Genomic DNA, 12823 nt, shown 5'->3' on the forward strand with positions numbered 1-12823 from the left:
ATAATCAATAACAACGACCAATAAAAAAGCCGAATTAATCGGCTTTTTTATTTAACTCAATATTAATGTGGGCGAGATCCTAGGATTCTATCTGCCAGCATTTGAAATCGCGGCGAAACAAATTGTCTAGCTTGCGAACCCGCATCGGCAATCGATAATAACTCTTCAATTGCCGAACGGAATCCCAATTCAAATAACCAATAATCCGATTGATCGATTGCGGATTTTTTGTCTGTATTGACATCGGCACAAAGTCGCTCGAAAGCTTCCATACATACGTTGCGTTCAGTCATAATAGTGCTCCCGAATATCGTTTTTACACATTAATAATTAAATACGCATTTTGACAATCGCGCTTATTTTTGATCCCAAGAATCTTCCCACATACAGTGTTTGATTTTGTGACGATTAGCAATCAACTCATCAATGCTTGGCTCATCATTTAATGCACGTTTAATAGCTAATTTTGTCGCGTCATAGTTGTTTTTGTACATATCCGCTTTGTCTAATTTGCCTTCTTTTTCCAAGGCGATACAACCTGGATCAATCCATACCAAGCTGATAATACATAATTCATTCACTTGATCTTTCGGAATAACGCCTTCAATCACGCTATCTAAAATCGCATCTGCTGTTGCCGCTTGCACCACACCACCAAACAAGCCAACATCGGTGCTGCCTTTTAACGTTACTTTTGGCACAGTCATACAAACTGGACGGACCAATTGGTTAATATCACGCACTGCAAACATGGCAGTATGACCTTTGCTTTGCGCCATTAGATTGGCGAATGCTTGGCCTACAGGGCCATCAACAGCGCCGATTAAAATTTCTGGCATTGCCGCGGTTACGTCTTTACCTTCGGTAAATACAGTGGCTTCGCCTGCTTTAAAAATAATTTTTGACATAAAATTCTCTCTGATGATTTAGTGATAAAACGTTAAAAGTGTATTTTAGCAAATGCTTGGCATTACCATCAATTAATCTTCATATGCGGCTAATCTAAGCTTAACCGCATATCAACATGTGGAATCTGCACATCGGTGTATTCGTCACTAATCACCTGAAAACCAGCTTGCTGATAAAAATGGATTGCGTGCGTTTGTGCCGATAAATCGATCTGTTTGCTACCATATAAAGCGCAGATTATAATCGCTTCGCTCAAGAGCATTTTACCTACACCCAAGCCGCGCCAGGGTTTTAACACCGCCATACGGCCGATTTTTGCATAATGAATAATCCGCAGACAACCAATCGCTTGATTTTCATGCATCGCCAATAAGTGTACGGCGCTAGAATCAATCTCGTCCCACTCAAATTCTGGTACTACAAACTGCTCTTCAATAAATACGCTCGTTCTTACTTCGCGCAAGTAAGCTTCTGCTTGCTGCCAAGTGACTTGTTGGATAATCACTTGTTTAAGCATTTTTAGAGGTGATATTTTCTGATGGTAACTGCAAGATTTTGTCCTTAGATAATCGCTACGACTTGCACGTTCAGCGTGTTCCGTGCATGATTCAGGTTAAATTTTTATCATCCAATTCGTTAAAGGTCTATATGCAACGTTATTTATCTACTCTTGCGCGCATTTTACTCGCTCAGGTTTTCTTATTACAAATTGTAATGCTGATTATTGGTTTTTTCAGTAACCCTGATGGCTATCAACAATATCAGGCAGGTTTGGGCAGTTTAGGCTTACCCGGGATTTTCGCACCATTGATTATATTGGTACAGTTGGTCGGTGGCTTAGCTTTATTCTTAGGTTTTAAAACCAAATTTTTTGCAATATTGATGGCGATTTATGCAATCATCATCTCACTATTGTTACATTTACCTGTACTACATTATTGGGCAATTGCAGGCGGTTTGTTATTACTTGCTTTGAATCCAGTAACAGCTTTCAGCTTAGATAACCTGAAAAAATCTTAATCTACTGTTAATATTTTAGATAATGCAATATAAAAAAGCGGCTCTACAGCCGCTTTTTTATTCCCATTCTAAAGCTGGATACAGCGTATTTACATTTCGTCGATTCGCTATTTCAAATAACAGCCATTTGTCTTTTTCGCTTGCAGCAGCAGTATCCATCGCCTTGCCCATATCACCACCATTTTTGATATTTGCGCGTATATCCGTTAACAAGGTATTTAAATAGCGTTGTTCATTATTTAAAGCGGCTATCCAATCTTTTGCAACTGGCCCATGACCCGGAACCACTTGTTTAACTGGGTAAGTTTTAAGCACATCAATCGCCGCAATCAGTCCCTTAATATCGCCCTCAATCACGGGAGTACGCTCTATAAATAACAAATCGCCGGTAAATAAGGTGCCCGTTTTTGAATCAAGTACTGAAATGTCTGTATCGGTATGCGCATTGGGATAGGGCGTCACTTTTAATGTTCGTCCGCCTAAATCCAAATCCATTGGCGCTTTAACCAACAAAGTTGGCTTAACAACTTCGCTGCCTTCAGCATCTGCACCTAAGTATCTAATATTTAATTTATCGTACGCTTCCTGGCGTAATTGCATGGCAGCACCTAACTTGGCATGCCCGACAAATTGCGGTTTATCTTGTACAAAAGCCGCGTTGCCAAAAATATGGTCTGGATGTACATGTGTATTTATCACGTACAAAATGGGCTTGTCAGTTACTTGCTTAATCGCCCCGCGCAATTGCTTGCCCACTTTCAAACTACCACCCGTATCAATTACCGCCACACCACGCTCACCCACCATAAAGCTAATATTGCAAATATCGCCCTGATAGCCTTCATCGATATCTAAATGTTGCCCGTGATGTACATAAATACCATTGCCAACATCTTCAATCGCAAAGTTATTCGGTTTAACATCCGCTTGAACGCAGCTTATTAAAGCCAGAAAACTACACATTAACAGCAAAAATTGATTCAATATTAACGGCTTATTTGCACGCATTTTTAGCTACTTTCTGAAAGTGTTGCAGTAAGGATTTTTTCCCATGATAATAGCTCATACAACGTTTGGGTGTGATAGTTGTCACACAGACGCTTAATTAAATAAATGGAAGATCTGTATGACGAATAATGCATCACGCTATACCAAAACCGCTGTAATACTGCATTGGCTAATCGCTATCGCCATTCTAGGCATGTTTGCTTTGGGCTGGTATATGACTGATTTACCAAAAGAAGGCCCTAAACAAATGGCGTATGACTTATTCGACTGGGGCATTTACACTTGGCAGCTTAATGAAGAAGCCAGCCCGCGTACGTTTTACTTTAATCTGCATAAATCCATTGGTATTACGCTATTCGGTTTAATCATTATTCGCATTTTATGGCGCATCACCCACAAACCACCTGCGCTACTCGCTACTTACAAAGCTTGGGAGCGTAAACTAGCAACAGGTACGCATCACCTGCTTTATTTATTAATGATTGCCATGCCATTAAGCGGATTAATTACCGCCGTTTCCAGCAAATATGGCGTGAAATGGTTTGGATTACCTTTTATTAAAGGTCTGGATGATGCAGGTTTGCGCGATATTTTCAAAGAAGCACACGAAATCATTGCCATCATTATTTTAGTCGCACTGTTTCTGCACATCGCCGGCGCACTTAAACATAAGTTGATTGATAAAGATGACACGCTTAAACGTATGTCACTCTAAATACTTAACAATAAATTAACTACAAAAAAGCCCGCAAGTGCGGGCTTTTTGTTTATTGATGATATTGCCTACTATGTTCACGTACAGAGGCTAACATCGCTGCGGCGTTTTCAGGTGGTGTCCATTGCGTGATGCCGTGACCTAGATTGAATACATGGCCACTACCATGTCCATAACTAGCTAAGATATTAGCCACTTCCTTTTCAATCGCTTCTGGTGTTGATAGCAAAATCGCTGGATCCAGATTACCTTGTAAGGCAACTTTGTCGCCAACTCTTTTTCTAGCTTGGCCAATGTCCACAGTCCAATCTAAACCTAAAGCATCTGCGCCGATCTCAGCTTGCGCCTCAAGCCATAAGGCGCCACCTTTAGTGAATACAACGCTGGGAACTTTACGGCCTTCATTATTTTTAGTTAAACCTGTCACGATCTTGTGCATATAATTCAGCGAGAATTCTTTATATGCATTGTGTGAGAGCGCGCCACCCCATGAATCAAATATCATCACGGCTTGTGCGCCTGCGGCAATTTGTGCGTTGAGGTATTGAATAACCGTTTGTGCAGTGGTTTCCAAAATATGGTGCAATAAATCAGGTCTGGCGTAGGCCATTTTTTTGATAGTTAAGAAATCCGTGCCGCCTCTTCCTTCAACCATATAAGTCGCTAGCGTCCATGGGCTGCCTGAAAAACCGATTAAAGGTACACGACCATTCAATGCTTGTCGAATTTGGCTGACGGCATCAAACACGTATTGCAGGCTCGCCATATCAGGCACGCTTAATTTTTTAATATCAGCCTCTTCACGCAAAGTGCGCTCGAATTTTGGGCCTTCGCCCTCCTCAAAATACAGGCCCAAACCCATTGCATCTGGCACGGTGAGAATGTCTGAAAATAGAATGGAAGCATCTAATAAGGGATAACGGTTTAGCGGTTGCAAAGTCACTTCAGTCGCAAAATCTGGGCTTTTACATAACTGTAAAAAGCTACCAGCGGTTTTACGACTTTGCTTATATTCTGGCAAGTATCGACCAGCCTGGCGCATCATCCACACAGGCGTGTAGTCTGTGGGTTGGCGCATCAGCGCTTTTAAGAACGTATCGTTTTGCAATTGACTCATGATTTGCTACCTAATTGACAGTCTAATAAAAAAGGACACAAAGCAGTTTTACTTTGCATCCTTTGTTTTTTAATTCACTTAACTAAATTCGAATTTAGTATGGCACTTAGCGGGGTAGTGTAGAAGAACCCATTAAGAACTCATCCACTGCTTTGGCAGCTTGACGACCCTCACGAATCGCCCAAACTACCAATGATTGTCCACGGCGCACATCGCCTGCAGCAAACACTTTTGCTTTGCTAGTCTTGTAGCTGTCCAAGCCTTCCGTTGTCGCTTTGGCATTTCCGCGGTTATCTTTTTCTACACCAAACACATCCAATAGCTTTTGTACTGGTGACACAAAGCCCATGGCTAACAATACTAAGTCTGCTTTAATCGTAAACTCAGTGCCAGCAACCTCAGACATTTTGCCGTCTTTCCACTCGACTTTACAGCCTTTTAAGTGAGTCACTTTACCGTTTTCGCCAATTAATTCTTTAGTCGTAATAGACCAATCACGGTTTGCGCCTTCCTCATGTGAGCTTGAAGTGCGCATTTTGAGTGGCCAATTTGGCCAAACTAACTCTTTGTTTTCTTTTTCTGGCGGCTGTGGCATTAATTCGAATTGCGTAATACTTAATGCACCGTGACGGTTGGATGTACCCACACAATCAGAACCTGTATCGCCACCACCGATGACCACCACGTTTTTATTAGTCGCCATCACTTGGTTAGGCACAGTATCACCAGCCACCACTTTATTTTGCGGCGTTAAAAAATCCATCGCGTACATCACACCGTCTAATTTACGGCCTGGCACCGGCAAATCACGTGGTTGTTCAGCACCGCCAGCTAAAATCACCGCATCGAACTCTGCTAATAAAGCATCAGCCTGAACGTTTGCGCCCACATGTTGATTTACGCGAAACTCCACGCCTTCCGCTTCCATCTGCGTCATGCGGCGGTCAATGTGGAATTTTTCCATTTTGAAATCAGGAATACCGTAACGTAACAAACCACCGATACGACTATTTTTTTCTAATACAACAACGTCATGACCAACACGTGCCAATTGTTGTGCAGCAGCCAAACCGGCAGGGCCTGAGCCAACGATAGCGATTTTTTTACCTGTTTTATGATTTGGAACTTGTGGGGTAACCCAATCGTTTTCCCACGCCTTATCGATAATCGCGTGTTCAATGGATTTAATGCCAACTGGATCAGCATTAATGTTTAAGGTACAAGCCGCTTCGCAAGGTGCCGGGCAAATACGGCCAGTAAACTCTGGAAAATTATTGGTGGAATGCAACACATCAATCGCGCCACGCCAATCTTGGCTATAAACCAAGTCATTCCAGTCCGGAATAATATTATTGACTGGACAACCGGTCGTACAGAACGGAATACCGCAATCCATACAGCGTGCACCTTGTTGCTTGGCTTGATCATCCGTTAAATGCAGTACAAATTCTTTGTAATTTTTAACACGATCGACGACTGGCAGATTTGCTTCTGCCAGTCTTTCGTATTCCATAAATCCAGTAACTTTACCCATATTAAAAGTCTTTTCCCTTAAGCCGCAACTAATGCTTTATCTTCTGCGAGTTCAATCAACGCACGCTTATATTCATTCGGCATCACTTTTACAAACTTCGCTCTATAGTTTGTCCAGTCTGCCAATATGCTGGTAGCACGCACGCTGCCTGTGTATTTTGCGTGATTTTCAATCAATGTTTTCAGTGTGATTTCATCTGGCTGATCTAGGTGATGTATCTTACCCACACTAGATTCTGCGCTTTCTACTTTTTCTAACGAAACCATGCTCATATTGCAACGTTTGGCAAACAAACCATCTTCGTCATATACATAAGCCACGCCGCCGCTCATCCCTGCAGCAAAGTTTTGGCCGGTTACGCCTAAAACAACCACTGTGCCGCCTGTCATGTATTCGCAGCCATGGTTGCCTACGCCTTCAACAACGGCAGAAGCGCCTGAGTTACGCACACAGAAACGCTCACCTGCAATGCCCCTGAAGTAGCTTTCACCTGTAGTCGCGCCATACATCACAGTATTGCCGATGATAATATTTTCATGCGCAATACCACGGAATGCAACTGGTGGCTTAATAACGATGCGTCCGCCACACAAACCTTTGCCGACGTAATCGTTGCCTTCACCTGTCAATTCAAATGTAATACCTTTGGCCAGAAATGCCGCAAAACTTTGGCCGGATGTGCCGGTAAAATTGACATGAATCGTGTCATTAGGCAAGCCAGCATTACCATAGCGCGTAGCGACCTGATTCGACAGCATGGTTCCAACCGTACGATTCGTATTCGTGATTGGAATATCTAACACCACTTTTTTGCCTGAATCTAGCGCATCATTGGCAAGCGTAATTAACTTGTTATCAAGTGCATTAATCAAACCGTGATCTTGTACATCATTATTTTTGCGTGAAACGCTAGCTGGCATTTCTGGTAGATGGAATATTTTACTAAAGTCTAAACCGTTGATTTTCCAGTGATCAATACCTGCCTGCATATCAAGCAAGTCTGCACGACCAATCAAATCATCAAGCTTGGCAATACCGATCGAAGCCATCAACTCACGCACTTCTTCAGCCACAAAGAAGAAGTAATTCACCACATGCTCAGGTTGCCCAGTAAAGCGTTTACGCAATTCCGGGTCTTGCGTAGCCACGCCGACAGGGCAGGTATTCAGATGACATTTACGCATCATGATACAGCCTTCAACCACTAACGGCGCAGTTGCGAAGCCAAACTCATCAGCACCCAATAAGGCACCAATCAGCACATCGCGGCCTGTTTTCATTTGGCCATCAACTTGCACAATTACACGGCCACGCAGTTGATTTAGCACTAAAGTCTGCTGTGTTTCAGCCAGGCCTAATTCCCACGGCGTACCCGCATGCTTCACGGATGAGATTGGCGATGCGCCCGTACCACCATCATGACCAGCGACCACAATATGGTCTGATTTAGCTTTTGCCACACCTGCCGCGACGGTACCGATACCGGTTTCAGAAACCAGTTTTACCGAAATAGAGGCTTTAGGGTTGGCATTTTTAAGGTCATGAATCAATTGGGCTAAATCTTCAATTGAATAAATATCATGATGTGGTGGCGGTGAAATCAAACCGACGCCTGGTACAGAAAAACGCAGTTTCGCGATATATTCTGAAACCTTATGACCAGGCAATTGACCGCCTTCGCCCGGCTTAGCTCCTTGTGCCATTTTGATTTGAATCTGGTCGGCAGAAGCTAGGTACTCAGCAGTTACGCCAAAACGACCAGACGCCACCTGTTTAATACGTGAGCGCATTGAATCGCCGGTTTTGAGTGGAATATCGCGTTCAATATTTTTGGCGCCTATCACATTCGCCATTGTGGTATCGCTGGCTACTGGAATGAAACGTTTCGCGTCTTCGCCGCCTTCACCCGTATTCGATTTACCGCCAATTCGGTTCATTGCGATTGCCAATGTAGCGTGTGCTTCGGTTGAGATCGAACCTAAAGACATCGCACCGGTGGCAAAGCGTTTAACGATTTCTTTGGCCGGCTCAACGGAATCTAGTGGGATTGCTTTGCCAGCTGATTTAATTTCAAACAAACCACGCAAAGTCATATGACGGCGCGTTTGGTCGTTAATTAACGCGGCATATTCTTTATAAGTCGTTGCAGAGTTAGTACGTGTTGCATGTTGTAATTTCGCAATGGAGTCTGGCGTCCACATATGTTCTTCGCCACGCACACGGAATGCGTACTCACCACCTGCATCAAGGCTATTAGCCAGTACAGGATCATCGCCAAAAGCACTGACATGCAAACGCTCTGCCTCTTCCGCTACTTGATCTAAGCCTATACCTTCAATATTAGTCGCTGTGCCAGTAAAATACTTATCTACAAACGCCGTGTTTAAGCCAATTGCTTCAAAAATTTGTGCGCCACAGTAAGATTGATAAGTAGAAATGCCCATTTTCGACATGACTTTGTACAAGCCCTTACCAATGGCTTTTACGAATTTTTTGGCGCCTTCGGCACTGGCTTTGCTATTTGATTGATTATTCGCCATATGATTAATGGTTTCAAATGCTAGCCACGGACAAACCGCTTCGGCACCGTAACCGGCAAGCAATGCAAAATGATGTACTTCGCGCGCAGAACCTGTATCTATTACCAAACCAGTACTGGTTCTTAGTCCGTGCTTCACTAAATGCTCATGTGTTGCAGAACAAGCCAGCAATGCAGGAATCGCCAAACGGTCTGCGCTAATATTTCTGTCTGACAGAATTAGGATATTAAATCCGTCACGCACTGCGTTTTCTGCTGCGCTTGCGATATTCGCTACCGCGGCAGCCATGCCATCTTTGCCTAATACTGCAGGGTACGTAATGTCTAGCACTAAGGATTTATATTGGCTGTGCGTAAGTGTTGCAATGGCTTTCAATTGCTCTAACTCGTCTAACATTAAGACTGGTTGTGCAGCTTCCAAACGCATTGGTGGAGTCGTTTCATCCACGCCTAACAAGTTTGGCTTAGGGCCAATAAATGTCACCAACGACATGACCAACTCTTCGCGAATTGGATCGATTGGTGGGTTCGTCACCTGTGCAAATAACTGTTTGAAATAGTTGTACAGTAGTTTTGGTTTGGCTGATAGTACTGGTAATGCAGCGTCATTACCCATTGATCCTGCACCTTCTTCACCATTTGCCACCATTGGCGCCATGACAAATTTGATGTCTTCTTGCGTGTAACCAAATGCTTGCTGTGTATCCAATAAGCTGGCAGCCATTTCTAGCTTGCCCTCTACTTTTGACATATCACTCAAAAAGTAGCGTGTTTTTTCAATCCATTGCTTATAAGGTTTAGCGGTAGCTAGCGCATTTTTCACTTCAGCATCGCCAATGATACGGCCTTGCTCGGTATCAATCAGCAACATTTTGCCTGGTTCTAAACGCCATTTCTTGACAATTTTTTCTTGTGGGAATGTCAGCACACCCATTTCAGACGCCATCATCACAATATCGTCGTCTGTCACTAGATAGCGTGCAGGACGTAGACCGTTGCGATCCAATGTTGCACCAATCATACGGCCATCGGTAAATGCTACTGCTGCTGGACCATCCCATGGCTCCATCAATGCCGCATGATACTCATAGAAAGCACGACGCTCTTCATCCATCAGGTATTGGCCTGCGCCGTCTTTAGCACCCCAAGCTTCAGGAATCAACATCATCATTGCGTGTGGTAATGAATATCCACCAGCGACTAACAACTCTAGACAGTTATCAAAACAGGCTGAATCTGATTGACCTTCTGCGATTAACGGCCAAAGTTTCTCCAAATCCTCACCAATCACGCTCGACTTCATGGTTTCGTGACGTGCTGCCATCCAATTCACGTTACCTTGCACGGTATTGATTTCACCATTGTGCGCAATCATGCGGAATGGATGCGCTAAATCCCAAGCAGGGAAGGTATTAGTTGAAAAGCGCTGGTGCACTAGCGCTAACGCTGAAACGACACTTTCATCGTTTAAGTCTGTGTAATAAACGCCCACTTCGTTTGCCAGCAACATACCTTTGTAAACAATGGTGCGTGAAGACAGTGAAGGTATGTAAAAAGCGGCTTTGTCACTTAAGTTCAATTCACGTACAGCATGCTCGATACGCTTACGGATAACAAACAATTTACGTTCAAACACATTTTGATCTGAAACTGTGCTTGCGATAATCACTTGATGCATGGTCGGCTCAACATCGCGTGCAGCTTGAGCGATATTACTATTATTTACCGGCACATCACGCCAACCTAAAAAAGTTTGATTTTCTTCTGCAATGATTTTTGTGATTAGCGCTTCACAAGCTTCACGAGCTTTTGCAACTTGCGGTAAAAACACATTACCGACTGCGTATTGACCTGCATCCGGCAGATTGATATTCAGCTTGGCAGCTTGTTTACGCATAAACGCATCTGGCATTTGCATTAACAATCCAGCACCATCACCCAATTTGGGGTCGTAACCAGTTGCTCCACGATGCGTTAGGTTGGTAAGTAGCTCCAAACCTTTTTGTACAATTTCATGGCTTTTCTTGCCTTTAATGTGCGCAACAAAACCCACACCACAGGCGTCTTTTTCGTTTGCCGAATTGTATAAACCCTGATTTATTGGTGCCAGACTATTGGGCACCGTGCTATTAGTCGCCGAAACTTCAATTTTAGTATTCATGGCTTCAGTCTTTACTGTCTTCGCGGATTGCATATTTTTTGCCTAATAACTCTGTATCAAAACATTTAGCGGAACCTTCAATAATACCGTTTAATGCTTTCAAGTTCAATCGCTTAAGCGCAAATTGATGGCAGTTTTAATAGAAAAAACGCCTTAAAAACTAAAAATAATTTGACAATGCAAATGAGAATGATTATCATTTGTAACTGATGCGTTATTTCTCTAATATAAACTTTAAGGAGCTTAAGATGAAAGAAACTTTTTGCGAAAAAATTATATTGGCGAATAGCCTGGGCGTCTGCTTAACTTATTGCCCGGATTGCAATGTGGTCGAGCTCGAGATTGGCGCAATTTCACTGCGCCTTAGTCCGGATGTGATACAGCGTGTTGCCAACATTATGATGAAGGCCAGTCTGCAACTTGATCACATTGAAGCGGTTAATCGCACAATGAAGTCAAATCAAACAGAGCAGGGCTCCAGACTGCAAATGACGCATTAAATGCGTTAAGTAAACCTACAAAGCTGCAAAAGCTTTCTTAGCAACCTCAATCGTATAGGCGATATCAGCATCGGAATGTGCCGCAGAAACAAAGCCCGCCTCAAATGCAGAAGGGCCTAAGTAAATACCCCTATCCAACATGCTGTGGAAAAAGCGATTGAAATGGTCTTTGTTGTTATTTTGCATAATCTCTGCATAACTGGTCGGACAAGCTTCACTGAAATACAAGCCAAACATACCACCCACATTTTGCGCATTAAAAGTAACGCCAGCCTGTTTTGCAGCCTGCTTCAAACCATCCATTAGTTTTTTAGTTTGCGCAGTTAATTTAGCGTGGAAATCTGGCGCTTGAATTAACTTAAGCGTTGCCAAACCAGCCGTTACTGCTACAGGGTTACCAGACAAAGTACCGGCCTGGTACACTTTACCCAACGGCGCCAATACGCTCATAATATCTTTACGTCCACCAAATGCACCAACAGGCAAGCCACCGCCAATCACTTTACCTAATGTAGTCATATCCGGCTTGATGTTATACAAAGCCTGCGCGCCGCCCAAATGCACCCTAAACCCAGTCATCACCTCATCAAAAATAAGTATTGCACCATGCTTAGTACACAGCGCGCGCAAGGTTTGTAAAAACTCATTTGTCGGCACGATTAAGTTCATATTGCCAACCACAGGTTCAATAATCACACAGGCAATTTCATCGCCGCGCTTATCAAATAACTCTTGTAATTGCTGCGTATTGTTATATTCCAGCGTCAAAGTGTGAGCGGCCACACTCGCTGGTACGCCGCCAGAATCTGGCTCGCCAAACGTCAATAAACCAGAACCTGCTTTTACCAGCAGACCATCGGAATGGCCATGATAGCAACCCTCAAACTTCACAATTGTGTCGCGGCCTGTAAAGCCACGCGCCACGCGGATTGCGCTCATTGTCGCTTCTGTTCCACTGCTGTTTAAACGCACTTGCTCCATACTTGGCACAAGCTTGTTAATCAGCGCCGCCATTTCAAGCTCAAGCCCTGTTGGCGCTCCAAACGAAAGACTATTAGCCGCAGCAGCTTGCACCGCAGCAACCACTTCCGGATGTGCATGCCCAACAATCATCGGACCCCAGGAATTGATGTAGTCGATATACTCTTTGCCATCAACATCCCACAGCTTTGAGCCCAACCCCTTTTTAAAGAATACCGGCGTACCACCTACAGAGCGAAACGCACGCACAGGTGAATTAACACCGCCCGGGATAAGCAGTTGTGATTTTTCAAATAGACTTTTATTTTGAGAAATATTGGGATTAAGTGAAGTCATAAT

11 protein-coding genes are annotated in these 12823 nt (G+C 43.5%); 3 read left to right on the forward strand and 8 right to left on the reverse strand.

The window, feature by feature from the left end; translation table 11 throughout:
• Positions 1–62: 62 nt before the first annotated feature.
• From K370_RS07205 to K370_RS07215, 3 genes are all read right to left on the reverse strand, one after another.
• Complete coding sequence (locus tag K370_RS07205; protein ID WP_047540273.1) at positions 63–293, reverse strand: hypothetical protein; 231 nt, start codon at positions 291–293, stop codon at positions 63–65.
• Positions 294–356: 63 nt separating this feature from the next.
• Complete coding sequence (gene fae, locus K370_RS07210) at positions 357–908, reverse strand: formaldehyde-activating enzyme (protein ID WP_047540276.1); 552 nt, start codon at positions 906–908, stop codon at positions 357–359.
• Positions 909–997: 89 nt separating this feature from the next.
• On the reverse strand, positions 998–1426 hold the full coding sequence (locus tag K370_RS07215) for a GNAT family N-acetyltransferase (RefSeq protein ID WP_047540279.1): 429 nt from the start codon (positions 1424–1426) through the stop codon (positions 998–1000).
• A 131-nt stretch (positions 1427–1557) separates the two neighbouring features.
• On the opposite strand from K370_RS07215, the gene K370_RS07220 reads away from it, so the two are divergent.
• Positions 1558–1929 (forward strand): DoxX family protein, encoded by a 372-nt coding sequence (locus K370_RS07220; RefSeq protein WP_047540282.1) that lies wholly within the window; start codon positions 1558–1560, stop codon positions 1927–1929.
• A gap of 57 nt (positions 1930–1986) precedes the next feature.
• Here the strand turns inward: K370_RS07220 and K370_RS07225 are convergent, their stop codons facing one another.
• Positions 1987–2937 carry a quinoprotein relay system zinc metallohydrolase 2 gene (locus K370_RS07225; protein ID WP_235272716.1) on the reverse strand — a complete coding sequence of 317 codons (951 nt, stop codon included), beginning with the start codon at positions 2935–2937 and terminating at the stop codon, positions 1987–1989.
• A gap of 118 nt (positions 2938–3055) precedes the next feature.
• On the opposite strand from K370_RS07225, the gene K370_RS07230 reads away from it, so the two are divergent.
• Positions 3056–3652 (forward strand): cytochrome b, encoded by a 597-nt coding sequence (locus K370_RS07230; RefSeq protein ID WP_047540286.1) that lies wholly within the window; start codon positions 3056–3058, stop codon positions 3650–3652.
• Positions 3653–3704: 52 nt separating this feature from the next.
• Here the strand turns inward: K370_RS07230 and hemE are convergent, their stop codons facing one another.
• The 3 genes from hemE to K370_RS07245 form a co-directional block, all read right to left on the reverse strand.
• Complete coding sequence (gene hemE, locus K370_RS07235; protein WP_047540289.1) at positions 3705–4769, reverse strand: uroporphyrinogen decarboxylase; 1065 nt, start codon at positions 4767–4769, stop codon at positions 3705–3707.
• A gap of 106 nt (positions 4770–4875) precedes the next feature.
• Positions 4876–6303 (reverse strand): glutamate synthase subunit beta, encoded by a 1428-nt coding sequence (locus tag K370_RS07240; protein ID WP_047540292.1) that lies wholly within the window; start codon positions 6301–6303, stop codon positions 4876–4878.
• Positions 6304–6320: 17 nt separating this feature from the next.
• On the reverse strand, positions 6321–11036 hold the full coding sequence (locus K370_RS07245; protein WP_047540294.1) for a glutamate synthase-related protein: 4716 nt from the start codon (positions 11034–11036) through the stop codon (positions 6321–6323).
• 215 nt (positions 11037–11251) lie between these two features.
• Between K370_RS07245 and K370_RS07250 the strand changes: the two genes are divergently transcribed.
• On the forward strand, positions 11252–11503 hold the full coding sequence (locus K370_RS07250; protein ID WP_047540296.1) for a hypothetical protein: 252 nt from the start codon (positions 11252–11254) through the stop codon (positions 11501–11503).
• Between the two features lie 15 nt (positions 11504–11518).
• Here the strand turns inward: K370_RS07250 and hemL are convergent, their stop codons facing one another.
• Positions 11519–12820 (reverse strand): glutamate-1-semialdehyde 2,1-aminomutase, encoded by a 1302-nt coding sequence (gene hemL, locus K370_RS07255; protein WP_047540298.1) that lies wholly within the window; start codon positions 12818–12820, stop codon positions 11519–11521.
• Between the last annotated feature and the right edge of the window lie 3 nt (positions 12821–12823).

Source organism: Methylotenera versatilis 7 (assembly GCF_000799165.1).
GTDB classification, from domain to species: domain Bacteria; phylum Pseudomonadota; class Gammaproteobacteria; order Burkholderiales; family Methylophilaceae; genus Methylotenera_A; species Methylotenera_A versatilis_A.

What these genes read in the sequence shown, in the direction of transcription:
- K370_RS07205 (WP_047540273.1), bottom strand. Translation starts at nt 293, where the DNA reads ATGACTGAACGCAACGTATGTATGGAAGCTTTCGAGCGACTTTGTGCC.
- fae (WP_047540276.1), bottom strand. Translation starts at nt 908, where the DNA reads ATGTCAAAAATTATTTTTAAAGCAGGCGAAGCCACTGTATTTACCGAA.
- K370_RS07215 (WP_047540279.1), bottom strand. Translation starts at nt 1,426, where the DNA reads ATGCTTAAACAAGTGATTATCCAACAAGTCACTTGGCAGCAAGCAGAA.
- K370_RS07220 (WP_047540282.1), top strand. Translation starts at nt 1,558, where the DNA reads ATGCAACGTTATTTATCTACTCTTGCGCGCATTTTACTCGCTCAGGTT.
- K370_RS07225 (WP_235272716.1), bottom strand. Translation starts at nt 2,937, where the DNA reads ATGCGTGCAAATAAGCCGTTAATATTGAATCAATTTTTGCTGTTAATG.
- K370_RS07230 (WP_047540286.1), top strand. Translation starts at nt 3,056, where the DNA reads ATGACGAATAATGCATCACGCTATACCAAAACCGCTGTAATACTGCAT.
- hemE (WP_047540289.1), bottom strand. Translation starts at nt 4,769, where the DNA reads ATGAGTCAATTGCAAAACGATACGTTCTTAAAAGCGCTGATGCGCCAA.
- K370_RS07240 (WP_047540292.1), bottom strand. Translation starts at nt 6,303, where the DNA reads ATGGGTAAAGTTACTGGATTTATGGAATACGAAAGACTGGCAGAAGCA.
- K370_RS07245 (WP_047540294.1), bottom strand. Translation starts at nt 11,036, where the DNA reads ATGCAATCCGCGAAGACAGTAAAGACTGAAGCCATGAATACTAAAATT.
- K370_RS07250 (WP_047540296.1), top strand. Translation starts at nt 11,252, where the DNA reads ATGAAAGAAACTTTTTGCGAAAAAATTATATTGGCGAATAGCCTGGGC.
- hemL (WP_047540298.1), bottom strand. Translation starts at nt 12,820, where the DNA reads ATGACTTCACTTAATCCCAATATTTCTCAAAATAAAAGTCTATTTGAA.